This window comes from bacterium, from assembly GCA_035559435.1.
Taxonomy (GTDB): Bacteria; Zixibacteria; MSB-5A5; order WJJR01; family WJJR01; genus JACQFV01.
This window is the reverse complement of the sequence record DATMBC010000030.1, coordinates 1-23,963: the sequence shown is the minus strand read 5'-3', so window position 1 is coordinate 23,963 and position 23,963 is coordinate 1. Positions and strand designations below refer to the sequence as shown.

The following is a 23,963-nucleotide window of genomic DNA, read 5'->3' as shown; positions in this document are numbered from 1 at the left end:
GCCGGACGAACGGTGGCGCGCAAGGAAGCGCCCGCCGAGCCGCGTCGCAGCGGCATGGCCGCGATGATCCAGGCGGGGACGATTGTGCGGCACCCCAAGTTCGGTGAGGGGGAAGTCATCGCCATCCGCGGGATGGGGGATGGCGCCACTTGCGATGTCAATTTTCGCAGCGTCGGGACCAAGACGCTGATGCTGCGGTTTGCGCCGCTGGAGATCCTGCGGAATTGAATTGTGACACAATCAGTTGGCAATCCCCTTGCCAACAGTCAGATTCCCCGCGTATATAGGAGTGACAACTCCGAGTCCCGTTGGCCCTCTGGGTCGGCGGGAACGCTACGGCCCGATGGGCAACTGTCCGGCCAGCCCGTGTTTGGCAAAGGAGCACAGAGACTCACACACCGACCGATGCGTTTGCCTGTTTTTGTGCGGTCGGATTTTTGTTTATGTGGACCGACATTCCCGACATCGACTGCCGTGATGCCCTGGGGCGGCGTCCGCGCTATCTGCGCATCGCGGTGACCGCGCGCTGCAATCTGCGCTGTCTTTACTGCGCGCCGGAAGGCGATGACCCGCATCGCCCCGAGGCGGCGGCGCTCTCCGACGAGGAACTCCTGCGGGTGGCGCGTCTGGCCGCACGCATCGGGGTGCGCAAGGTGCGTTTCACCGGCGGCGAGCCGCTTTTGCGCCACGGGTTGCCGTCGCTGATGAAGACCATCCGGGCCCTGCCCGGCGTTGCGGAGATCTGCCTGTCGACGAACGGTTACCTGCTGGAGCAGCAATTGGAATCGCTGGTTGAGGCGGGATTGTCGACCGTCAACATCTCGCTGGACACGATGCGCGCCGACCGTTTTGTCCGGATCACGCGTCATCGCGGGGTCGAGCGTGTGCGCCGGGCGCTGGAGGCGGCGCTCGCGCATCCGGCGATGCGGCGGGTGAAGGTCAACATGGTGGTGATGCGCGGGATCAACGATGATGAGATTCCCGCGTTCATCGATCTGTGCGCCGACCCGAAGATCGATGTCCGGTTCATCGAATTCATGCCGACCGCCGAGGTCGACTACTCTCGCGACATGCTGGTGCCCGAGGCGGAGGTGCGCCAACGAATCGGACGGCGGCTCTCGCCCATCCTCTCCGATGACCCCACCGCGCCGGCGCGGCTGTGGAAATTGGAGGGGTTGCCCGGACGGGTCGGGTTCATCTCGACGATGACCCACAAGTTCTGCGCCAATTGCACGCGTCTACGCGTCACCGCCGACGGCCGCATCGCCAACTGCCTGTTCTCCGAGACGCTTTTGGATCTCAAGCGATTGATGCGCGGGGGCACAAGCGACGATGAGATCACGCAGGCGCTGGTCGCCTACTGGAAGACCAAGGCTCCGGCGCACCGGCTCGATGATCCGGCGTTTCTCGGACGTCCGACGATGATTGCCGTGGGCGGATAGCGGATCCGTCAATGGACGATGCGGGGCTGTCTCGGTCAATCGAGACAGCCCCGCGTGTTTGGACGTGACTACGGTCCGCAGGGATCACAAAACGCGGTGTTGGGATCATCGCCGCGGAAGGCCGCGCCGACCATCAGCACCACATCGATCACGTCGGTCGAGCCGGAGCAGTTGACGTCGCCGCGTCCGTTGTGGACACAGGCGGGATCCAGCGTGTCGCTGTTGCCGCGAAAGGCGACGGCGACGATGCTCACCACATCCTGGATGTTGGGGTTGCCGTCGCAGATCGGGTCGGCATGGCAGGCGCAATCGCAGGGCGGGCCGATGACGGCGGCGCCGCCGTTGACTTTCGGAACGAAGTTGGTGGCGTTGGCGACAGCGAAATAGGGATGGAAGCCGATCTGCCCGACGGCGAATCTCACCGTGTCGCCCGGAGTGGCGTCGTTGGGAATGGTCAAGTGCAGCCGCGCGATCGGACCGTTGCCCGGCGCCAGATCGGGGGCGCCGCCGCCGGCGTCGGTGCGCAACAGGACCACAATCTGGCCGGTGGGCCGTGAGTCATCGAGTATCTGCCGTGTCTCGAAATAGGACGTCCGGCAACCGACAAAACTGATCGAGTCGAAGGTTGCCAGTTCCGGCACGCCGGACAATGTGATCGGCAAGCGCAGTTCGTCGATCGGCACCTGGTTGTGCAGGTTCACATCCCAGACCACGCTGGTGTTGCGGTCAAACCCGGTGTCGGCGACATGAAGCGTTTCGGCCAACGCGAGCACATAGGCCGGTTCGAGAGCGGTATCGACGCCGCCCGGGCCGGCGACCGCCAGCGAGACATCGTAGATGCCGGGAGTTGTGTATGTATGCGTCGGGTTGGCGACCGTTGCCTGTCCGCCATCGCCGAAATCCCATGCCCAGGCGTCGAGATCCATCCCGGCGGATGTAAACGCGGCATCCAAAGGAACTTCGCCGACCCGCGGCGCGGCGGCGAAGGCGGCGCTGGCGGCGTAGGGATGCACTGTGAACTGGAAGATGAACAGACGGCCATCGATGTTGGAGGCATAGACCCGGCCGCTGCCATTGGTATGGGGATAAACGCCCCAGCAGCCCTCGTAGTCGGCGTTGTCGTTGGCGAGGTAGGTGTCGAAGACCGATTTCACCACCAGGCATTCGGGATAGTTGAAATCGAGAACCGACACGCCGGAGGTGTAGTGCGAGATGAAGAGGTAATCGCCTTCGATGTGGGCGTTGTGGGGGATGCGGCCCGGCCCGATGTACTGATCGACCAGCGAAATGTTGCCCAAGTCCTCCATGTTCCAGACTTTCATGGTGCGTCCGACGGGGACCTCCTCAGTGGACGCGAGATACCGCCGGTCGGGCGAGGGCCAGACGTTGTGGACATACCCGCCGCCGGGGATGGTGACGCGCGCCAGCATCACCGGCGCGGCCTTGTTCGCGCAGTTCCAGATCGAAAAAGAACTGTTGTAGGCCTCGGCGGCGTAGACGGTGTCGTTGAAGGCGGTCATGTCGTGGAGGTCGCCGGTGGTGACGCCGCCCACCTCCACCGGGGCTTCGGGATTGGCCAGCGACACGATGCGGAAGCCGCTGTAGTTCTGCCGCACCAGATAGCAATAGCCGCGCGCGGTGTCGATCGAGATGCAGTGGCTGCGGACGTTGCTGCCGAAGACATAGCTGCCGACATAGCGCACGCTGTCGGGCAGATAGCGCATGTCGATGATCATCATGCCCTGTTTGTCTCCGGTGCACTCGGAGACGGCGTAGCAATAATTGCGGTATGTCTTCAGCTCGCGCCACTGGCAGAACTGCGTCGGCACGGTGTCGACCACGGTCATGGTCTGGACATCGACAAAGCCGATGCTGCGCTGTCCCCCCATGATGGCGTAATGGCGGCCATCGGGCGCCTCCCAGCCCCAGCAACTGGCACCGCCCGACTGAAATTGGAAGACCGCGATGCTGTCGAAGTCAATGTCACGGCGGGGCGGCAGGGTGTCGCACTGGGCGGCGAGCATGGCCGGGGTGGCGCCGATGAGCGCGGCGGCGGCCAAGGGGAGGAGCAACAGGCGCAGCGATATCATCTCAGATGTTCATCCGATGGAGCCGATGTTCAGGCTCCGGTTACGGGTTGCAGGGATCGCAGAATGTCGTGTTTGGATCCGCGCCGCGGAAGACGACGTTGACCATCAGCACCACATCCACCACACCGATGCTGCCCGAGCAGTCGACATCGGGCCGTCCGACATGCGGGCAGGTGGGGTCGACATCCGGCTCCATCCCGCGGAAGGCGGTGTTAACCGTCTCAACAATGTCCAGCACATCGGGCTGACCATCGCAGACCGGGTCGGCGTGGCAGAAGCAGTCGCAGGCGCCGACGATGGTGGTTGTGCGTCCGGCCAATTCCGGCACAAAGTCGGTCGTGGTCGTAAAGGCCCGCAGCGAATGCTGGGAGAATCCCATGGGGGGATTGGTCATCACGATAGTGTTGCCGGGCATTGCCGTGTTTTTCACGGTGAAATGGACTTTGAGGATGGGGCCGGAACCGGGCGGCAGGGGCGGGCTGCCCTGGCCGTTGTTGGCTTTCAGTTTGATCGCCACTTGGCCGATCCCGCGGGCATCATAGACGACCAGCTTCTGTTCGAAGTAATCGGTGCGGCAGCCAATGGTGCTCACCGAGTCGAAGGTGGCCAGAGAGGGCACATTCGACAACTGCACCGGGATCTTGATCTCGGTCAGCGGCACGTGGTTGTTGTAGCGGATCTCCCAGATGACGCTGGAGACCGGGATGGCGGTGGTGTCGGGGACCACCAGGGTCTCGGCCAGCGCGGTGATGTAGTTGTACCGGGTGCGCGATCCCTCGCCAGCGGGGGCGTCGATGGTCAGTTGCACATTGTAGATTCCGGCGGGGTAGAGATGCGACGGGTTCTGCGCCGTTGCGGAGTCGCCGTCGCCGAAGTACCACTTCCAGGCGGTGGCCAGCGGCGAGGCATCGGTAAAGGCCACCAACAGCGGCGCGCTGCCCAGCGTCGGCGTCGCGGTGAAGTCGGTGTTGACGACATTGGTATGGAAGATGAAGAAGCGGCCGTCGATGTTGGAGGCGTAGACCGTCTGCCGCCCGGCGGTGTGGGGATAGACCCCCCAGCAGCCGTCGAAGATCGGCGAGTTGTTGGGCTCGTAGGTGTCGAAGAGCGCCACCTCGCGCGGACATTCGGGAATCGAAATGTCCAGCACGCTCACGCCCGACGAGTAGTGCGACAGGTAGAGGTAATTGCCTTCGATATGGGCGTTGTGCGGAATGCCGCCGGGGCCGAGGTACTCGCCGACCATGAAGATGCCGGCCATGTTCTCCATGTTCCAGATCTTCATCGTGCGGAAGTCGGGCAATTCCTCGGTGGAGGCCAGGTAGCGCCGGTCGGCGGTCGGCCAGAGATTGTGCACGTACCCGTTGCCGGGGATGGTGACACGCGCCAGCATCACCGGCGCGGCCTTGTTGGTGCAATCCCAGATGGAGAAGGAGCTGTTGCCGCCTTCGGCGGCGTAGACGGTGTCGTTGAAGGCGGTCATGTCGTGCAGATCACCGGTGGTCACCCCGCCGATGTCGACCGGCGCCTCGGGATTGGCCAGGGACACGATGCGGAAACCGCTGTAGTTCTGGCGGACCAGATAGGCGAAGCCGCGGGCGGTGTCGATCGAAATGCAGTGGCTGCGGATGTTGCTGCCGGAGACATAGGCGCCGACCACGTGGACGCTGTCGGGCAGGTACTTCAGATCAACGATCATCATCCCGGCGTTGGGAGTGCCGGTGCATTCGGAGACGACGTAGCAATAATTGCGGTAGGTCTTCAGCTCGCGCCAGCCGCAGGACTGCATCGGCGCATGGGCGACATGGGTCATCGTGCCGACATGCACGATGTCGATGCCATTGCCGGTGCCCATGATGGCGTACTCCTCGCCGTCGGGCGCAATCCAGCCCCAGCAGTTGGCGCCGCCGGAAAACTGGAAGGTGGCAAGACTGTCAAACTGAATGGGCGGCAGGGGCGGGAGGGTGTCGCAGTCCACCGCGGCGGCGGAAGGGGTGATCAACGTGACGGTCAGATAGAAGCCAAGCGCGCACAACAGGGCAGTGACCCGATTCATGAAACCTCGCTTAACGACGCAGACGCTGGGATTTGCGATCCAACTGGGCAGTAACGTGGTTGGCCCACCCTGGCCAAACATGATCAATATACCCCCGATTTCCGCCCCTGTCAAGGTGATTGTCGCCCTTGAACTTCGAGGGAACCGAACGGCGGAATATTCGGTTCCGGTCCGGATCGGGCGTCGCGCCGCGGATTGACTTGCCGACCATTCTGGTCGATTATCCGGATGCACTGACCAGGGCGAATTCAACGATTGCGAAGAGCAGAAAACTGGAAGGAGTCGAACATGGCCGCAAAGGGCAAAGACAACAAGGCGCTGGTCGCCGAATTGAACAAGGCGCTGGGCTGGGAGTTGCGGGCGCAGGCGATGTATGCGCACTACGCCGCCTATGTGAAGGGGCTGGAGAGCATGACCCTGCAGGGGCATTTCGAGGAGGAGGCCAAGGAGTCCTTTGTCCATGCCGCGAAAGTGCGCAACATCATCGCCGAATTGGGCGCCGAGGCAACGACCAACCGCGATACCGCCCCGATCGCGCACACCACGTCGACCAAGCGCATGCTGGAAGAGGCGCTGAAGACGGAAAAGTCGGCGGCGGCGCAGTACGAAAAGATCCTCGCGCTCTGCGAACACCCGGTCCACCGCCACGATCTGGTCCACATCATGATGGACGAGCTGCGCGCGGTGGTGGAGGTGGAGACGCTGCTGGGGCGTTAGTGAATGGCATGGGCCGGCCCGCTGGAGGAGACTAATAGAGCGGGATCTCGTAGCGGGTCAGGCCGGTGGGGGTGGCGATCCAGAGGACTTGGTCGGCGGTGAGGGCCAGGTCGGTGATGGTGTAGTTGGCCAGCGGGTGGGTCTCGGGTGTGAGGATCGTCATGATGTTGGTCAGATGGACAAGACCGAGACTGGTGCCGATCCAGGGTTGGCTATCGCGGTTGGTCAGAATGGCGTAGACCCAGTTGGCGGGCCAGCCGGTGGACTTGCCATGCACCAGCCAGTGGGAGCCGTCGAAGCTGCTGGCGGCGGCGAATTTGCTTTGATGCCCGCACCAGACATTGCCGTTGGCGGCCACTTCGATGTCGAACACCTGCTGTGCACCCAAGTCGCCGCCAGCGCTGGTGTAGACCGTCCAGACGCCATCGTCCAGATGCGCCGCGCCATCGCCGGTGCCGAACCAGAGACTGCCATCCGGGGCGGCGTCGATGTCCCAGACCACATAGTGCGGCAATCCGGAGTTGGCGGCGGTGAGCAGCGTCCACGCGTCACCGCCCCAGCGGGCAACCCCGCTTGCCCCATCGCTGGCCCAGAGGGTTCCATCGGATTCGACGAACAAGGCCACGATCGTCCCGGCTGACAGGCCGGCGTCGACGCTGCTGAACAGTCGATGCCCGGACCCCTGCCATGCGACGCCGGCGATGAACCCGTTTCCGCCGCACCACATCAAATCACGCGTCATATCATAGGCCAACGCGGTCACGGCATCCAATGGTTGACCGTTGACGGGATCGATCCGTGTCCATTGTCCGGCGGCATGCACAACCAGCCTGCCGCCGTGGCTGGCGCACCAGACCCGGCCGGCGCCGTCGATGGCGACGGCGTTGATGATGTGGCTCTCCAGAGGTGTGTTTGCGGTGCTGAAAGTTGTCCATTCGCCCAGCGTGCTGACCTGAAGCGGCGGCGACCAGGCAGAACGATTCCCCTGTTCATCCACCGCGCGAATCACCACCCGGCAGGCGCGCGCGGGCAACAGATCGGCGATCCGCAATGACTCGGGCTGACCGGCGGGACGGGGCCAGGCCTTGTGCGTGATGGCGCGTTCGCCGATGCCCGAGGCGGTGACCGTCAGCTCGTATCCGCTCGGGACGCCAGCGTTGCCATCATCGCCGACCCCGGTCCAGCGGACCAGCAGCGTACGGCTGTCGATTCCAGTGCCCGTCAGTGCCTCGGGAGCCGCTGGCGCGACATGATCGCTGTCGGGGAAATCGCCGGCGGCGCCGGGGCCGAAGGCTAGATCGAGCACACGGGATGCCTCCGGCCACCAAGGCACCGAGTTGGCCACCGCGGTGGGGTTGCCCAGAGTCCAGGCGCCGACCGAATCAATACCCCCATCGTCGGCGTGGAAAAACCAGAGGTCGGCATCCTTGCACAGCTTGGGGCAGAAGTTCGGCGGATTGCTGAACAAATACCAGCGGCCGGAACTGTCAGAATACCCATCGACCGAGGCGTTGGTCAGGCCGGTTGAATCGGGCGGGGCCATCTTGACCCAGCGCACGCCGGCGAAGTCCTGATAGAGTCGTGCCAGCATCTGCGGCGCGAGACGGGCATCAAAACGAAGTCCGAGAGTCAGTGTGGAATCGGCAAACTCCGTTTCCGTCAGGCGCAGGGATTGATTGAGCGCCGTCCAACTCGGCGGAAATCCACTCTGCTTGATTGACTGGTAGAGATCGACATCCAGACTGATCGCGATCCGGTCGGTGCGCCATTTGGGGGCATGGTGAATCTGGGTGAGAGCGGGAATCTGATCGCCCCAGCGTTGGCGGATGGCGGCGAGGTCGGCGCTGACCTGGTCATAGAGGCGCGCCGACGCGGCCAGTTGGCCGCCCATGACCACCGCCATCGCTTCGGCCTCGGCATTCTCCCATGGGGCATGCACTTCGGCCGGGGGATTGTCGGGTGAAGTCCCCTTGCCGCCCGAGCAGGCGATCAGGGCCAGCGCAATCAATGTGGAATAGCGGATATGCGGTGAATGAAGCAAGACACCTCCCGCCGGATTGACCAACACAGTACCGGCGGGAGGAGGCTTTATTCCACGCGTTCTTTCGACTAGGGCGCGACTGACTTGATGCGTGCGACCAGTGCCGGATCATTCGGCAGCAGCCCTGACGGGACCAGACGGTCGATCAACGGCAGCCAGCGCTGTGGCTCGGCGGCGAAGACACGGCGAAAGATTGGCAGGGCGTCGTCCACTCGTCCCGCTGAAGCCAGCGTCACGGCGTGCCAAAAGGGCAACTCGACAATCTCCGGCGCAATCTGCTCGGCGGAACCATAGGCCCAGGCGGCCGAGTCCCACATCTGTTTTTCCGCAAACAAGTCGCCGCGGTTCATGAAATCATAGGCATTGGCAATCCGGAGGATGCGCGCCAGTTCCTCCAGCGGGGCGGGGTGATCCTCGATGCGCAACTCGAGGACTTTGCCCTGCCAGGGTTTCTCGTGCGTTTGACCGTCAACGATGAGCATCGCGGCCGACTGACGGCCGCGGATGTCGCCTTTTTCGCCTTCGGCGGCGACCAGCGCCGCCAGCAGGCGTTCGGCGAACGGCCGCGATGAATTCTCGTGATAGGCCTGGGCCATGGCGCGCGGCACGGTGGAGTCTTCCATCAGGTTTGCCTGCACCGAGAAGGCCTCGCCGGTGATGTGGCCGGCGTGGGCGATGCATTTCGAGCCGGTGTGGGCGGCAACGCGTCCCTGTGCGTCAACGATGGCGACCTGGCGCACCGCGCGTCCGCTGTCGGCCGCCAGCATCGCCTCGAGCGCCGCCTGTGGCGACTGCCCGGCCTTCAGCCGCTCCAGACCTTCGGGGCCATAGTCGATTTTGACCAGCGATTGGGTGGCGATGGCGCCGACGCCGGCCTCGGCCCAGGGGACGATCGGGCCGACAGAAAACCAATGCGATTGCACCGCCACGCCCAACTGGCCGGTGGCGGAATCGCGGGCGACAATGGAATAGGTGGCAACGGGGCGTTCGACGGCGGCGGCGTTGGAGGCGCAGAGCGCCACCGCGATCAGCAATAACCGTCGCGCGCCGGGTGGGATTGGTGTGAGCATGGGACCTCCGGTGTTTGTCCAGGAACATAACACACCGCCCCGTTGCGCGCGAGGGCGCAACGGGGCGGGCCGGGTCCGTCCGTAAACACCTGCGGCGTCCGATCGCCTCCGCAATCCGTGCGGAGCGCGCATGACGCCGCAAGTCACATCAGAGAAGAAGAGTTACTTCTTGGCTTTCTTCTTGGCGGTCTTCTTCGTCTTCTTCGCCGCCTTCTTCGCCTTCTTCGCGGTTTTCTTCTTGGCCATCGGCATCGTGTGTGTCACCTCCTCGCGGCCTTGAGTGCGTTGACGTTGGTCCGTCGGTTAGTGTCGGACGACTTTACACGTTGACTGCAATCAGAGCGCCACGGAGCGGATGGTGACCGCGCGGGGCGCATAGTGGACCAGGTGCACAACCTGCCAGCGGTTTTGCCGGGCGACGGCGGCCCAATCGGGGCGGTCGTCGCCAGCGACGCTGACCATGATTCCTTCGTGACCGTCCAGTTCGATCGCGCCGGCGGGCAGACGTCCGGCGGATTTGGCTTCGGGCGCATGCACCGGGATCCCGTGGCGTTCGAGCGTGGCGGCCAACGCCACGCCGGCGGAAGCGCGGGAGGGGGCGGAGTCGGCATCGACGTCACGCGCGGCGCGCAACGCGGCACGGTAGACGGGATCGGCGGCGGATTTGATTACCAATTCGGTCGTGTTCCTGCCTAATGCCCCGGACCGGGTCCGGATAAATTCTGGTCGGACCTGATCCCCTTGCCGCATCGGCACTTAACCGTGCGGCACGGACCCAGCATTCATCCACATCGGCAAATCGGCAAGATTTTTTTGGAATTCTGCGCGCGGTGGCGAAAATTCTGTAACACTTTTGTTACATGTGGGGGGAGGCCCCGGCAAACTCCCTGCGGATAACGGGACTTGCCGATTGTAACATAAATGAAACGATATCTCTATTTTTGTTGCTGATCTTGGCGCGATTTGGCGCCTTCGGTGGATTCGCGCGGCGCGGCGGCGCCGGTGTCGCGCACCGAACGCCACAGACGCCACCATTGCGCCCGGTGCATGCCGGCGTGCGAGGCCGCCTTCGACGGATGTTTGCCCACCGCCCGCAGCACCGCGTGGGCAAACGCCGCATCGAGCGCGCCCTGCGCCAGACGGCGCGCGCGGCGAAAGAGACGATAGTCGCCGCTTTGCCCCGCTTCGCCGGCCTGACGGATCGCGGCGGCCGCCTGCTGGCTCCACACCGCGGTGTCGATGCCGGCGGCGACGGCGCGCGCGGCGATCTCGCGCGGCAGATCGGCGGCGGTGATCAACGGACCGCGCGCCACCAGCGCCGCGCGCTCGATCACCTGCGCCAGTTGCTGGATATTGCCCGGCCAGGAGGCGGACTCGAGCAGACGCGCCGCTTCCAGGTCGATCCCGTCGATGCGTTTGCCGGTCTTCTGGCCGCTGGCGACGGCAAAGCGCCGCGCCAGCTCGATGATGTCGTTGCCGCGCTCGCGCAGCGGCGGCAGACTGATGCGGCCGGCGGTGATGAGGTAGTACAAGTCGGCGCGCAGACGTCCCCGCGCCAGGTCCTCGTCGACGTTCTCGGTGGTGGCGATCATCAGCCGGACATAGGCGTGGCGGGGCGTGCGATCGCCGACCCGTTCGAAGATGCCTTCGGACAGCAGACGGATCAGCCGCACCTGCAAGGCCAGATCGATGGCGGCCAGGTCATCGACGAAGAGCGTGCCGCCCTCGGCCAGTTCAATGTCGCCGGGCTCCTCGTGGGCGCGTCCATCGGGGCCGACGGTGACGGCGCCGAAGAGGCCGCGCGCCACGGTCTCCTCCGGCAGATCGGAGCCGCGAAAGACGACAAACGGTCCCTTGCCGCGCGGCGACTGCCGGTGGATGGCGCGAGCCAGGGTTTCCCGTCCGGTGCCCATTTCGCCTTCGAGCAGAATCGGCGTGTCGGCGGCGGTGAGCTTGTGGGCCAGATCGATGGCGCGACGCAAGGCGGCGGCTTCGCCCCAGATGCCATCGAAGCCGGCCGGCTTGGGGCCAGCGCCGACGATGGCGCGCGCGCCGGCGCCCAGACGCGCGGTCAATGCGCGCGCCAGATGACGACCGACGCGCTCGGCGGTCTCGAGATTCTCCTCATTGAACGGTTCCTCCGAGGGGGTGCGTCCGAGGACAATGGCGCCGTAGGTGTCGGCGCCATGCGTGATGCCGCAGGCGAGCCACTGCGCGACACGGTGCGGATCACGCGGGGTGCTTTTGACGGGACGTCCCTCGATGGTGACGCGCCGTCCGTGGGCGGCGCTGACGATGACCTGATCGGCAAGATCGGCGTCGGCGGCGGGCGGCCAGGGACGTCCCTTGCGCCGTTCGGTGGCGCGGCGCAACGGCTGACCGGCGGCGTCGGCGATCTGCACCAGCGCGCCATCGCAGGGGATCAGCCGGACGACCGTCCGCAGCGTGTGCCCCAGCATCGCGTCGACCTCGGTCTCGACGGCCAGCGCCTCATCGAGGGTCAAAAGCGACTCGAGCAGGGCGCGTTCGCCGGCGAGGCGTTCGATCAGTTCGGCCTGACGGTCCCAGATTTCGCTGCCGCGCGCCCACCGTCCTTCGAGGCGGCGGACGAGCTGGTCCCAGCGTTCGCGGATGCGCTCGGCCAACTGCCGCGCGGCGGGGGAGCCACCGCGCAGGGTAATGGCCCGCATCATCTCGCCGGCGAAGCGCGCCAGTTCGCGTTTCTGGGCGTTTTGCTCGGCGCGCCAGTCAAACGGCGGCGTCGGCGCGGCGCGCGGTTCGGACGGATCTTCGCGGTGACGCAGCGGCATGGGGCTTGATCGGGGACGACCAGCCGGATGCCGGCCGCTCCCCGGAGGCGAAGCTACACGCGCGCCCCGCGTATGGGAAGCGCGATTGCGTATCGGGCCGCAATTGACCCCGGCGCGGCGCGGTGGTAACATGGCGTTGCCGCCGCGCGGCGGCCACGATGAATCTGCCGAACAAACTCACGTTGGCGCGCATCCTGTTGTCGCCGGTGTTCATGGCGTTGATCCTGCTGGATCACACCTGGGCGAAGTTGGCGTCGCTGTTTGTCTTCGTGGTGGCGGCGTTGACCGATCTGGGCGACGGCTACTTCGCCCGGCGGCGCGGGCTGGCCACGGGATTCGGCAAATTCATGGACCCGCTGGCCGACAAGATCCTGACATCTACCGCGCTCATCTCCTTTGTCGCGCTGGGGTATGTGCGGGGTTGGATGGTGGCGGTGATTGTGGTGCGCGAGTTCTTCATCACCGGGTTTCGGTCGCTGGCGGCCTATCGCGGCATGCTGATTGTCCCCACCCTCGGGGCCAAGTTCAAAACTCTGCTGCAGATGGTCACCATCTGCGCGATCCTGCTGTTTGTCTATCTGAAGGCGACGCTGGTGCCACTGGGGTACCACTGGGCGATTTTCGAAAGCCAGGCCACACGGATCGTGTTCGACTGGCTGATGATCGCCAACGTGGTGGTGACCGTGGCCACCGGACTGGACTACCTGATTCGCAACTTCGCGCTTCTGAAAACCGTGACAAAGTAGAGGGGCGCCGTGGCCACGACAACCAGCGGCTGGCGCAAGGGCGCCGACACCACCATCCCGCCGCGCGAACTGTGGTCGCGCGATCCGTTGACCATGCTTCTGGCCACCGGGCTGGGGTCGGGGATGATCCGTCCCTATTCGGGAACCTGGGGCACCATTCCGGCGGTGGCGCTGGCGTGGGCGATTCAGCGGACCGGCAACGATCTGGTGTTCATCGCCAGCGCGTTGGCGGTCATCGCGATCTCGGTCTGGGCGGCCGGACGGGCCGAGCCGCTCTTCGGGCATGATTCGGGACGGATCGTCATCGACGAATGGGCGGGTGTGTTTGTCTGCTATCTGGGTTTGCCCGCCGATGCCTGGGTGATGATGCCGGTCTTTGTTCTGTTTCGTATCTTCGATGTATGGAAGCCCTGGCCGATCCGGCGACTGGAGTCACTGCCGGGCGGTGTCGGAGTGACCGCCGATGATCTGATGGCGGGAGTGTATACGAATGTGGCGGTAAGACTGGTCATGTTGATTGTGGCCATCGTTTAGCAGGAGTGGGCGAACACAAGTTTACCAGGTCCACGGCGTAGAAGCGGCTCTGGAGCCGGGTCCCGGCGTATGAAAATCGAACTGATCACCATCGGGTCGGAATTGCTGGCGGGGCAGACGCTCAACACCAATGCCCTCTATGTCGGCGAGCGGCTGGGGCTTGCCGGGTTGACGCTGGCGCGGCAGACCGCCATCCCCGACGATCATGAGATCATCGTCGAGGCGGTGCGCGAATCGATGGCGCGGGCGCAGTGGGTCATTGTCTCGGGCGGACTGGGCCCGACCAACGACGATGTGACCAAGAAGGCGATCGCGCGCGTGTTCGGAACAACCCTGGTCTTCCACGACGAGATTCTCGCCGAACTGAAGACGCGCTATGCGCGCGCGGGGCGTCCGACGACACCGTATCTGGAAACCCAGGCGCTGCTGCCCGATGGGGCGGAGATCATTCCCAATCCGGTGGGCACGGCGGTCGGATTCTACCTGTCCGATGGCCGGACGACAGCGGCGGTGGTGCCGGGGGTGCCGCGCGAGATGCGTCCGATGATCGCCGATTTCATCGTGCCGCGGATCGCGGCGGCAGCGGGGGTGCGTTCGCGCACGATCATCTGGTCGACCACCGGCGTGCCGGAATCGCGGCTCTACGAGATACTGGAGCCACTGATGCGGGCGCACCCGGACATCGAAGTGGGATTCCTGCCATCGGAATACGGCGTGCGGCTGAAGTTCACCGCCGGCGGTCCCGATGCGGCGAGTGCGTTGGAGCGATGGAGCGGGGTCGTGCGACCGCTCCTCGGGCGCGCTGTTTATGCCGAGGCCGACATCGGGCTGCCGGCCGTGCTGGGCGAGTTGCTCAAGCGGCGTGGGCTGACCATTGCGCTGGCCGAATCCTGCACGGGTGGGCTTGCGGCCAAGCGAATGACCGATGTGCCGGGATCATCGGCCTATGTGGTGGCCGGCTTTGTGACATATGCGAACGAGGCCAAGACCGCGCTTCTCGGCGTCGATGCGCAGCTCATCGTGGCCCATGGCGCGGTGTCCGAGGAGGTCGCCGCCGCGATGGCACAGGGGGCGTTGACCAGAAGCGGCGCCGATTGCGCGATCGCGATCACCGGGGTTGCCGGGCCGGACGGCGGCACGGCGGAGAAACCGGTGGGCACGGTGTGGATTGCGGCGGCGGTCAAGGGACAGCCGGTGCGCACCGAACGGCTTCAGTTGCTCGGCGACCGCGCGATGATCCGCGCACGCGCCGCGCAGGGGGCGCTGAATCTCCTGCGGCTCTATCTCGAAGACTTGGGGGAGTGACACTCTGAAGCACAAAGATGAGATCCTTCATCGCCATCAATCTGCCGGAATCGGTCAAAAGCGAGATCGACGCGATCATCGAGCGGTTGCGTCCGTCGGGGCCGCCGGCCAAGTGGGTGCCGGGGGAGAATCTGCACCTGACGCTGAAGTTCCTCGACGAGATCACCGTCGAGCAGGTCGCGGCGATCCGTGGGGCCATCACCCTGGCGGCCGACGGACTTGCGCCCTTTGAGATCCGACTGCGCGGGTTCGGCGTCTTCCCCAACGAGGCCAAGGCGCGGGTGTTCTGGATCGGGATCGAAAGCGGTTATGAGATCATGAAGACACTGGCAGCGAAGATCGATGAGCAAGTCGCGCCGTTGGGGTTCGAGCGCGAGAAGCGGCCCTTCTCGGCGCATGTGACGCTGGCGCGTCTGCGTGAACCGGCGCCGGCCGGGCGGCTTGTGCGCGCCGCCGAACACATGCCGTACCAATCGGAACCGATCAGCGTGCGCAGCATCGAACTCATGAGATCGGTGCTCTCGCCGAAGGGCGCCAGTTACTCGGTCCTGGAATCCGTGCCGTTGAAGCCACAGCAAATCGGTGAACGGTTGGCTTAAACACCTTGAATACCAATGGCTTAACTAAATACTGCTCGAATGTTCAGTTTGTGCTTGTGTGGAAATCCGGTCCCCACATTATTACTCTGACGTAGCAAGACTGGCAGTACATTCGCCACCAAATCGAGAAAATGTGAACCGCCCCGCAGTGGGCTTGCAAAGGGATAGTGCGATGGCCAAGACGACGGAAATCAGGGTACCGGCGCCGCCGGAGAATGGAAAGAAGCGCGCGCTCGAGTCGGCGGTGATGCAGATCGAACGCCAGTTCGGCAAGGGTTCGATCATGCGACTGGGGGGCGAGACCGCCGATCCGACGGTGGAGACGATTTCGACCGGTTCGATCTCGCTGGATCATTCGCTCGGCGTCGGCGGGATTCCGCGCGGACGGGTGATTGAAATCTATGGACCGGAGTCATCGGGGAAGACGACGTTGGCCCTGCAGATTGTCGCCGAGGCGCAGCGCACCGGCGGCGTTGCGGCGTTCATCGATGCCGAGCATGCGCTCGATGTGACCTATGCCCGCAAACTCGGCGTCGATCTGGAGAATCTGCTGATCTCCCAACCGGACACCGGCGAGCAGGCATTGGAGATCACTGAGACGCTCGTCCGGTCCGGCGCCATCGATGTGATCGTGGTCGACTCGGTGGCGGCGCTGGTGCCGCGCGCCGAGATCGAAGGGGAGATGGGCGACCCGCAGATGGGTTTGCAGGCGCGGCTCATGTCGCAGGCGTTGCGCAAATTGACCGGCACGATTTCCAAATCGAAGACGTCGGTCATCTTTATCAACCAGATCCGCATGAAGATCGGCGTCATGTTCGGCAATCCCGAGACCACCACCGGCGGCAACGCGCTGAAGTTCTACGCCACGGTGCGCATGGACATCCGCAAGATCGCCGCGATCAAGGACGGCGATATGGTTCGGGGCGCCCGCACGCGCGTCAAGATCGTGAAGAACAAGGTCGCGCCGCCCTTCCGCGAGGCCGAATTCGACATCATCTACGGCGAGGGAATCTCGCGCACGGGCGATCTGCTCGATCTGGCGGCCAAGGAGAACATCATCGAGAAATCCGGCTCGTGGTACTCCTATGGGGATGTTCGCATCGGCCAGGGCCGAGAGCAGGCGATCGCCACTCTGTCCGCCGATCCGGAGATGTTCCGGAAACTCGACCGGGAAGTCCGCGAGAAACTGGGCTTGATCAAAGTCGCCGCGCCGGCGCCGGTGGTCGAGGAGCCGGAGGTGGCTGGGAAAAGGAAATAAGGTTGGCTGACATCAGCCTTTAGCGTTGGCCAGGGCTATGGGAACGATACACCGTATGGCCCCTGATGGGCGATACAACATCGCCCCCCAAGTGAGCCCGGGGTTTTCCGGTGGCTGAGGAACAAAGTCCCGCAGGCGCGACGGGAAAAAGCCCACGGGGTCAGGGCCCATGGAAAACGGGCCCACTTCGCGGGCACGCGCACATTGAAAACGTACGCTCCTAACTCCATCGCATTCGGTCACAGGAGAATACGTTTTGAGCCTTCGAGGGGTGTTTTGTGCTGGTCAGTATAACGCGCTGAACTAAATGGACCGACCCGAAAACGGCTTTGATTTACAATGGGTCAAGCCATATTTGGCAGAATATCCAAAGGCCTCTTACATGGGCAAAAACGAGAAACCCCGCATCTCGGGCGGGTCCATCCAATTATTGTTAGGTGACACATGATGGACGATGTAGAACGTCGGAAGGAAGTCTTCGCTTGGTTTGGTGGCGCGGCATACCGCGCCCAGTGTTTTGAGGTGGAACTCCAGTCCCTTCTGCTGCTCACGTATCGTCTCAACCACCCCAGCGCGCCGGTATCGGAGCTCGACGATGTTGACATGCGGCTCTCGAGCAAGAACCTCGGTGGGCTTCTTCGGGAACTTGGGAAGCACTTCACGGTTCACCCCGAGGTCTCTGATCTCCTGAACACGTATCGCGACAAGCGCAACTACCTGATGCACCGCTTTTTCTTCGACAACGCACGCAAGCTGCTCAGCCCACCCGGTTGCGACGCAATGGTCGATGAACTCAAGGATCTGTCCCGGGTCTTCCAAGAAGCCGATGCCATCGCCCGGGAAATGTCGAAGCGCCTGCGTGCCTTGGTTGGATGGTCTGAAGAAGAGATCGAGGCACTTGTCCGGGCAGAAATTAGGAAGGATGCTGACTGCGATGGGCAGGTTACCTAACAACGGCATGCAGCGGGCGGCAGTTCGCGCCGCCGCTGATGCTGAGCGTTAGACGGCCGAACGACTTTGAGGAATCGCGATGAGACTCTGTGAGCTCAAGATCCGAAACTACCGGACCCTCGAGTCCCTTGACATTCCGCTCCCGACTGCATACGCGGCAATTTGCGGCCCGAATGACTCAGGGAAGACGAACGTCATTCGAGCGATCCGAACCTTGGTGAGGGGCGAAGGGCTAGGCTCCTTCGTGTTCCCTCCGGATGAGGAAGAACTCTCCATCAAGGACGAGTTTCCCAAGTGGAAGGACACTGAACCTGACAAGCGCGTGATCTCGTTCGAGGCCGCTATCGAGCTCGACCCGACACGCGACATTGGGTTCCATCAATTCGTCACGAAGCAGTTGTCCCTTCAGACAACAAATGAGCCGCTACGACTTTCCGTCGCGGTAACGTATCGACCCGAGAAGCCAGAGTCCACGGTCGTCGTGAAGGCTCAGGGCAAGCAGTACGACGATCTCAATGCCCAGGAGGTTCTCAAGAAACTGCAATCGTCTCGGAGTATCATCTTTCACAACTCAACTGAAATCGAAACGCGCTACATGTATCCAGGCAGGAGCGTGGCGGGGCACATTCGAGAGATCACGGGACAACATCAGACTCTCGTCGAGTCGATGAAGAAAACCGTAACCCGTGGGCTGGCGAAAATCTCTAAATCGCAGCAAACAGAGTTCGAGAGCCTGCTTGGGCGCTTACAAACGAAGTACAGGGTCGGGCTCTCAATGCCATCCTTTGACTTCACCTACATGCCCTTCAGCATCACCCTCGGCGACCGGAAGTTTGAGGTTCCCCTCGATGACTGGGGCAGTGGAACGAAGAACCGAACCCTTGTTCTGCTCGCGTTGTTTCGCGCCAAGCAGATCGGCATGGCGGAACCCTCCGCGGCGAAGATCACGCCCGTCATCATCGTTGAAGAGCCCGAGAGTTTCCTACACCCCTCCGCTCAGGCGGAATTCGGTCGGATCCTTCAGGATCTCGCGGAGGAGTTCCGGGTCCAGGTGATAGTGACAACCCACAGCCCCTACCTGCTGAACCTCAAGGAGCCTGCCTCGAACATCCTCTTGCGCCGCAAGACGGCGTACCGACAGATCCGGGAGACCGAACGCGTCGAGACAGGCGGTGACAATTGGATGGCACCGTTCGGTCACGCCCTAGGACTCCAAGCTGATGAGTTCAAGCCGTGGAAGGCAATGCTTCTGACGGGGGCGGATGCAATCCTTCTCGTGGAGGGCGAGACCGACAAAGAGTACTTTGAGATGTTGCGTTCCGCAGACCACGGGAACAGTCAGCTCCGTTTCCAGGGCGAGATCGTTTCCTACGAAGGCACCGGCTCGCTAAGCAACACGGTCCTCCTGCGCTTCGTCAAGAACCGGTATCCGCGGTTCTTTGTCACCTTCGATCTCGATGCGGCCGACCGCATCGAGAAGCAACTGAAGGCACTCGAGCTCGAGAAGGGAACGCACTACTTGCCCGTCGGCCAAAACTTGCCGGGCATGCGCAATATTGAAGGGCTGCTCCCTGAGTCGGTCATCACGGCCGTCTACGCCGGGAACGCGGCCTTGGTTCAGGCTGCCACCACTGGGACGAAGGATGAGCAAGAGAACGCAAAATCTCGCCTGAAGAAGTTGCTTCTCGACGAATTCAAGGCAAAGGCCCAGCCTGGCGAGGAGTTCTTCGGAAGGTTCTACGCGCTGGCGAGGACCATCAACAAGGCGTTGGGGTATGCGGCCGTCTAAGCGCAGCATGCACCGGACGGCGCTTCGCGCCGCCGCTGAACCGGAGCGTTAGGTGGACACCCATCAAGAGGAGAAGGAATGTCCGGAGCCATTACCATCGCGACCCTGAAAAAATTCCTCGCTGCATTCAATGCACACGATCTCGATACGATCATGGAATTCTTCTCAGATGACTGCGAGCTCTGCACGCCCCGAGGCAATGAACCCTGGGGCACTCGCTACATCGGCAAGCCGGCAGTGCGAGAGGGCCTCGCCACTCGGTTTGTGGGCATTCCCGACGTCCATTATGGTGAGGACAGCCACTGGGTGGCTGGCAACCTTGGCGTCTCTACTTGGCTGCTCACAGGCACCGCCAGGACAGGCGAGCAGATCCGCGTCCGTGGCGTTGATCTTTTAGAGTTTCGTAATGGCAAGCTGGTCCAGAAGGACTCGTATTGGAAGATCATCGACACGTGAACGGGTTGCCGCCCACAATGCGTTCAACGCGGACCTTCCGGTCGCTGCGCGCCCCTCGGCCAGTTAACGCGAGCGTCAGACGCCCCAAGGCGGTGATCACGACGGGTGATCCGCACGTGACGGTAAACGAACGGCTCGCATGAAGAATCGCCAGATCGATGCCGAGAAGCCGCAAGTCTGGGAGCCGGATATCGCGGCGTCTGACCTTCGCCTGATGAAACTCACCAAACTCGATACGCATCCGGCGCGGCCGGGGAAGGTGCGCCTATATATCGATGGGGTGTACGCCTTCGAATTGTCGCGCAAATCAATTCTGGCGTTGAAGGTGGCCGAGGGGGAGGCGCTGACAGCCGAGCGTCATCGTCTTCTGGAATTGACCGCCGCGCGCGAGGCGGCGATCGGGCTTCTGGCGCGGCGTGAGCGGTCGCGCGCCGAACTGCGAACCGCGCTGCGGCGGAAGAAGTTCGACGTGGCCGTCATCGACACCGTGCTGGGGCAGATCGAGGCCGATGGGTTGCAGAGCGACGCCCGGTTCGCGTCGGCGTGGGTCGAGACCCGTCGTCGGCTGTCGCCGCGCGGGAAGGCGGCGCTCGCCTACGAACTGCGGCAGAAGGGCATTCCCGATGCCCGGGCGGCGGAAGCGTTGCGGCGTTACAGCGGCCAGGATGAGCAGGCCGCCCTGCGCGAGTTGATCGCCTCACGGCTGGCGCGTTGGGACGGGGCGAAGGAGGAGCGCTCAAAACTGAAGCAACGGCTCCTCGGATTCCTTTCGCGGCGCGGCTTCGCCTACGAGGACATCCGCGCTGTCCTCGCCCGTGATTTCCCCGATTGGCTCTGATCCCGGTCGTTTTCCGGCGTCCCGGCGGCTTGCTTCGACTCCGCAAAAGTCGTTTCTTCCGTATTTGATCCACCGATAGGACACCGATGAGAGCCACTGAGATACGCCAAACGTTCCTGGGATATTTCGCCGATCGCGGCCATGCCGTGGTCCCCTCCTCGTCCCTGCTTATCAAGGATGACCCGTCGTTGCTGTTCACCAACGCCGGGATGAACCAGTTCAAGTTGGTCTTCCTCGGTCAGGAGAGCCGTCCCTACAAGACCGCCTGCTCGTCGCAGAAGTGCTTCCGAGTCTCCGGCAAACACAACGACCTCGAGAATGTCGGCGTCACGCCGCGGCATCACACCTTTTTTGAGATGCTGGGCAATTTCTCCTTCGGCGACTACTTCAAGGAAGAGGCGATCGGGTACGCGTGGGAGTTTCTCACGCGAACAATCGGCCTCGACAAGTCGCGGCTGTGGGTGACGGTGTTCACCACCGATGATGAAGCCGAGACGCTGTGGAAGAAGATCGCGCCGGAGTTGAAGGACCGGGTGCTGCGCTTCGGCGAGAAGGAGAACTACTGGTCGATGGGGGATGTCGGCCCCTGCGGGCCCTGTTCGGAATTGCACTATGATCTGGGACCCCAGTACGGGTGCGGCAGGCCCGGTTGCGGCGTCAATTGCGACTGCAACCGCTACCTGGAAATCTGGAATCTGGTCTTCATGCAATTCAACCGCGGCGCCGACGGAACCACCGTGCCGCTGCCGAAGCCGTCGGTCGACACCGGCATGGGGTTCGAGCGGCTGGCGGCGGTGGTGCAGGGGAAGACATCCAACTATGATTCCGACCTCTTCCAGCCGATCATCCGCGCCATCGCCGAGGACTGCGGCGTGCCTTACAGCACGGGGGAAAAGGGCATCCCACATCGTGTCTGCGCCGATCATCTGCGCGGGCTGACTTTCACCATCGCCGACGGCGGCATGCCGGGCAACGAGGGCGCCGGGTATGTGTTGCGCCGCATCCTGCGCCGCGCCGCGCGGCATGGGAAGTCGCTGGGGTACCACGGGCCCTTCCTGCACCGGTTTGTCGACACCGTGATCGACGTGATGGCCGATGCCTACCCCGAGCTGCGCCAACGCCGCGACCACATCGTGCATGTGATCGAAAGCGAGGAGTCGCGGTTTGCCGAGACGCTCGATGCCGGGCTGCAGCGCTTCGAGGAAGTCAAGAAGCTGGCGAAGAACAAGGTCATCCCCGGGGTTGAGGCGTTCAAACTCTACGACACCTTCGGCTTCCCGCTTGATCTGACCGAAGTGCTGGCGCGCGAGGCCGGATTGACCGTGGATGAGGCGGGATTCGAGGCGGCGCTGGCCGAGCAGCGCGAACGCTCACGCGCGCAGACCGGATTCAAGGATCAATCGGTCTCCAAGGCGGTCGGATTGGGGATTGAGTCAAAGTTTGTCTATGATGCCACCCGTCTGGAGGCGAAAATCCTCTGGGTCTCCGATGACAACGCCTCGATCGTGCTCGACCAGACGCCGTTCTATACCGAATCGGGCGGGCAGATCGACGACATCGGCGAGATTGTTGCAGGCAACGATCTGGTGTTCGCGGTTGAATGGATGGAAAAAGCCGACAAGGCCATCGTCCACCACGGGCATGCGGTCAAGGGGAACCCGTCAGAGTGGATCGGCAAGACCGTCTCAGCCGAAGTCGCGGCGGCGCGTCGCCGAATGATCCAGCGCAACCACACCGCGACCCATCTCCTGCACAAAGCGCTGCACATGTATGTCGGGCCGCATGCGTTGCAGGCCGGGTCGCTGGTCGCGCCCGACCGTCTGCGCTTCGACTTCTCCAACCCCGGGCCGCTGTCGCGCGAGCAACTGGACAATATCGAAACCGAGGTCAATCGCGCGATCCTGGCCAACTACCCGGTCACGCCCTATATCACCGAATACAAGAAGGCGATTGCCGACGGCGTCACCGCCCTGTTCGGCGAAAAGTATGGCGACACCGTGCGCGTTTTGAAAATCAATGACTACTCCATGGAACTCTGCGGCGGGACGCATGTGCGCTCGACCGGCGAGATTGGATTGTTCCGGATTGCTTCCGAGACCGGTGTGGCCGCGGGAGTGCGTCGTATCGAGGCCATCACCGGCGAAGCCGCCTATGCAAAGGCGCGCGCCGATGACGACGCCTTGAAACGCGCCGCCGAGTTGCTCAAGACTTCCCCGGACAAACTGATCGAGCGGGTTGAAGCGCTGTTGGCCGAATTCAAGTCACTGAAATCCGATCTGGACAAGGCGCGCAAGCGACTGGTTGAGGGCAATCATCAGTTGCAGGCCGAGAAGCTCGACGGATTCGACATTCATCTGCTGATGCCCGAACCCTACGATTCCCTCGATGAGGCGAAGGCCGTGGCCGATGCCGCCAAGAAGCGGCCGGAACCCACGGTCGCCTACATCACCACCTCGGCCGGAGCGACACTGATTTCCTCCAGCGCGCCGAAGGTGCTGGATGCCGGCCAGTTCCTCAAGTCGGTGGCGGCGGCGCGTCAGGGCCGCGGCGGCGGACGCGCCGATTTCGCGCAGGGAAGCATTCCGCCGCTGTCGAAGGCGGAGGTGTCGCAACTTCTCGCCGCGTTCCTCCGGGGCAAGACGCAGGGATGAGCGGGACTGTCCACCGGCGGTTGCTGGCGGCGCGGCAGGAGGGGACGCGGCTCCTATGGCTATTGGATCCCGACAAGATCGCGCCGCAACGTCCCGATCCACGCTGGGCGCAGGCGGCCGAGTGCGGTGTCGCCGCGCTCTTGGTCGGCACCTCGCAGGATGACAATCCCGATTTCGATTGCGCTGTGGCCGCCATTCGACGCCATGCCTCGCTGCCGTTGGTGCTCTTCCCCGGATCCGCGGCGCAGGTCTCGCCCCATGTCGATGCGGTGCTTTTTCTCACGCTGCTTTCGGGACGCAACCCCGATTATCTGGTTGGCCAGCAGGTCAAGGGCACGCCGCTGGTGCATCAGTATGGCATCGAGCCGATCGCAACCGGCTACATTCTGATCGACACCGGCTCGAGCACCTCAGTGGCGCGTGAAAGCAACACGGCGCCGATTCCGGAGACCGAGGTCGCTTCGATCTGCGACCATGCGCTCTGCGCCGAATACATGGGTCAGCGATTCATCTATCTGGAAGCGGGATCGGGCGCGCGCCGTCCGATCGCGCCGGAGATCATTGCGGCGGTGCGCGAGCGGGTGAGTGTGCCCCTGCTGGTCGGCGGCGG

Annotated in this window: 20 protein-coding genes; 14 read left to right on the top strand and 6 right to left on the bottom strand. The window is 63.4% G+C overall.

Going from position 1 to position 23,963, the window contains the following annotated elements; genetic code table 11:
• Positions 1–228, top strand: a 228-nt coding sequence (locus tag VNN55_03470; protein HWO56608.1) for a hypothetical protein, incomplete at its 5' end; no start/stop codon positions are given.
• Between the two features lie 215 nt (positions 229–443).
• A complete protein-coding gene (gene moaA / locus VNN55_03465; GenBank protein HWO56607.1) occupies positions 444–1,442 on the top strand; it encodes a GTP 3',8-cyclase MoaA in 999 nt (332 codons plus the stop codon).
• 68 nt (positions 1,443–1,510) lie between these two features.
• Here moaA and VNN55_03460 read toward each other — a convergent pair whose 3' ends face one another.
• Both VNN55_03460 and VNN55_03455 read right to left on the bottom strand, forming a co-directional pair.
• Complete coding sequence (locus VNN55_03460) at positions 1,511–3,532, bottom strand: choice-of-anchor B family protein (protein HWO56606.1); 2,022 nt, start codon at positions 3,530–3,532, stop codon at positions 1,511–1,513.
• A gap of 40 nt (positions 3,533–3,572) precedes the next feature.
• Positions 3,573–5,588 carry a choice-of-anchor B family protein gene (locus VNN55_03455; GenBank protein ID HWO56605.1) on the bottom strand — a complete coding sequence of 672 codons (2,016 nt, stop codon included), beginning with the start codon at positions 5,586–5,588 and terminating at the stop codon, positions 3,573–3,575.
• Between the two features lie 288 nt (positions 5,589–5,876).
• Here VNN55_03455 and VNN55_03450 point away from each other — a divergent pair, with 288 nt between their 5' ends.
• A complete protein-coding gene (locus tag VNN55_03450; protein HWO56604.1) occupies positions 5,877–6,305 on the top strand; it encodes a ferritin-like domain-containing protein in 429 nt (142 codons plus the stop codon).
• Positions 6,306–6,336: 31 nt separating this feature from the next.
• Here VNN55_03450 and VNN55_03445 read toward each other — a convergent pair whose 3' ends face one another.
• The 4 genes from VNN55_03445 to VNN55_03430 all read right to left on the bottom strand — a co-directional run bounded on the left by VNN55_03445 (position 6,337) and on the right by VNN55_03430 (position 12,226).
• A complete protein-coding gene (locus tag VNN55_03445; protein HWO56603.1) occupies positions 6,337–8,346 on the bottom strand; it encodes a hypothetical protein in 2,010 nt (669 codons plus the stop codon).
• A 68-nt stretch (positions 8,347–8,414) separates the two neighbouring features.
• Positions 8,415–9,416: a DUF1028 domain-containing protein gene (locus VNN55_03440; protein HWO56602.1), complete on the bottom strand. Its 1,002-nt coding sequence runs from the start codon at positions 9,414–9,416 to the stop codon at positions 8,415–8,417.
• A gap of 336 nt (positions 9,417–9,752) precedes the next feature.
• Positions 9,753–10,091, bottom strand: coding sequence for a hypothetical protein (locus VNN55_03435; GenBank protein HWO56601.1), 339 nt, complete (start codon positions 10,089–10,091; stop codon positions 9,753–9,755).
• A 260-nt stretch (positions 10,092–10,351) separates the two neighbouring features.
• Complete coding sequence (locus VNN55_03430) at positions 10,352–12,226, bottom strand: sigma 54-interacting transcriptional regulator (GenBank protein HWO56600.1); 1,875 nt, start codon at positions 12,224–12,226, stop codon at positions 10,352–10,354.
• 158 nt (positions 12,227–12,384) lie between these two features.
• Between VNN55_03430 and pgsA the strand changes: the two genes are divergently transcribed.
• From pgsA to VNN55_03375, 11 genes are all read left to right on the top strand, one after another.
• Positions 12,385–12,972: a CDP-diacylglycerol--glycerol-3-phosphate 3-phosphatidyltransferase gene (gene pgsA / locus VNN55_03425; protein HWO56599.1), complete on the top strand. Its 588-nt coding sequence runs from the start codon at positions 12,385–12,387 to the stop codon at positions 12,970–12,972.
• Between the two features lie 9 nt (positions 12,973–12,981).
• Positions 12,982–13,506: a phosphatidylglycerophosphatase A gene (locus VNN55_03420; GenBank protein ID HWO56598.1), complete on the top strand. Its 525-nt coding sequence runs from the start codon at positions 12,982–12,984 to the stop codon at positions 13,504–13,506.
• Between the two features lie 69 nt (positions 13,507–13,575).
• Entirely contained in the window at positions 13,576–14,811 is a 1,236-nt protein-coding gene (locus tag VNN55_03415) for a competence/damage-inducible protein A (GenBank protein ID HWO56597.1), read from the top strand.
• 17 nt (positions 14,812–14,828) lie between these two features.
• The gene (thpR, locus tag VNN55_03410) at positions 14,829–15,410 is read left to right on the top strand and encodes an RNA 2',3'-cyclic phosphodiesterase (GenBank protein HWO56596.1); all 582 of its coding nucleotides are present in this window, start codon (positions 14,829–14,831) and stop codon (positions 15,408–15,410) included.
• Between the two features lie 172 nt (positions 15,411–15,582).
• Entirely contained in the window at positions 15,583–16,668 is a 1,086-nt protein-coding gene (recA, locus tag VNN55_03405; GenBank protein HWO56595.1) for a recombinase RecA, read from the top strand.
• Between the two features lie 444 nt (positions 16,669–17,112).
• Positions 17,113–17,619: a hypothetical protein gene (locus VNN55_03400; protein ID HWO56594.1), complete on the top strand. Its 507-nt coding sequence runs from the start codon at positions 17,113–17,115 to the stop codon at positions 17,617–17,619.
• Between the two features lie 79 nt (positions 17,620–17,698).
• Complete coding sequence (locus VNN55_03395; GenBank protein HWO56593.1) at positions 17,699–19,408, top strand: AAA family ATPase; 1,710 nt, start codon at positions 17,699–17,701, stop codon at positions 19,406–19,408.
• Between the two features lie 78 nt (positions 19,409–19,486).
• Complete coding sequence (locus VNN55_03390; GenBank protein HWO56592.1) at positions 19,487–19,864, top strand: nuclear transport factor 2 family protein; 378 nt, start codon at positions 19,487–19,489, stop codon at positions 19,862–19,864.
• Between the two features lie 139 nt (positions 19,865–20,003).
• Positions 20,004–20,702 carry a regulatory protein RecX gene (locus VNN55_03385; protein ID HWO56591.1) on the top strand — a complete coding sequence of 233 codons (699 nt, stop codon included), beginning with the start codon at positions 20,004–20,006 and terminating at the stop codon, positions 20,700–20,702.
• An 86-nt stretch (positions 20,703–20,788) separates the two neighbouring features.
• Positions 20,789–23,353, top strand: a complete 2,565-nt coding sequence (gene alaS, locus VNN55_03380) for an alanine--tRNA ligase (protein HWO56590.1) — start codon at positions 20,789–20,791, stop codon at positions 23,351–23,353.
• Positions 23,350–23,963: geranylgeranylglyceryl/heptaprenylglyceryl phosphate synthase (locus tag VNN55_03375; GenBank protein ID HWO56589.1), on the top strand; the 614-nt coding region annotated here is incomplete at its 3' end. The genes alaS and VNN55_03375, both read left to right, overlap by 4 nt.

Coding starts and splice junctions, on each gene's coding strand:
- moaA (HWO56607.1), top strand. CDS start 444: ATGTGGACCGACATTCCCGACATCGACTGCCGTGATGCCCTGGGGCGG.
- VNN55_03460 (HWO56606.1), bottom strand. CDS start 3,532: ATGATATCGCTGCGCCTGTTGCTCCTCCCCTTGGCCGCCGCCGCGCTC.
- VNN55_03455 (HWO56605.1), bottom strand. CDS start 5,588: ATGAATCGGGTCACTGCCCTGTTGTGCGCGCTTGGCTTCTATCTGACC.
- VNN55_03450 (HWO56604.1), top strand. CDS start 5,877: ATGGCCGCAAAGGGCAAAGACAACAAGGCGCTGGTCGCCGAATTGAAC.
- VNN55_03440 (HWO56602.1), bottom strand. CDS start 9,416: ATGCTCACACCAATCCCACCCGGCGCGCGACGGTTATTGCTGATCGCG.
- VNN55_03430 (HWO56600.1), bottom strand. CDS start 12,226: ATGCCGCTGCGTCACCGCGAAGATCCGTCCGAACCGCGCGCCGCGCCG.
- pgsA (HWO56599.1), top strand. CDS start 12,385: ATGAATCTGCCGAACAAACTCACGTTGGCGCGCATCCTGTTGTCGCCG.
- VNN55_03415 (HWO56597.1), top strand. CDS start 13,576: ATGAAAATCGAACTGATCACCATCGGGTCGGAATTGCTGGCGGGGCAG.
- thpR (HWO56596.1), top strand. CDS start 14,829: ATGAGATCCTTCATCGCCATCAATCTGCCGGAATCGGTCAAAAGCGAG.
- recA (HWO56595.1), top strand. CDS start 15,583: ATGGCCAAGACGACGGAAATCAGGGTACCGGCGCCGCCGGAGAATGGA.
- VNN55_03400 (HWO56594.1), top strand. CDS start 17,113: ATGATGGACGATGTAGAACGTCGGAAGGAAGTCTTCGCTTGGTTTGGT.
- VNN55_03395 (HWO56593.1), top strand. CDS start 17,699: ATGAGACTCTGTGAGCTCAAGATCCGAAACTACCGGACCCTCGAGTCC.
- VNN55_03390 (HWO56592.1), top strand. CDS start 19,487: ATGTCCGGAGCCATTACCATCGCGACCCTGAAAAAATTCCTCGCTGCA.
- VNN55_03385 (HWO56591.1), top strand. CDS start 20,004: ATGAAGAATCGCCAGATCGATGCCGAGAAGCCGCAAGTCTGGGAGCCG.
- alaS (HWO56590.1), top strand. CDS start 20,789: ATGAGAGCCACTGAGATACGCCAAACGTTCCTGGGATATTTCGCCGAT.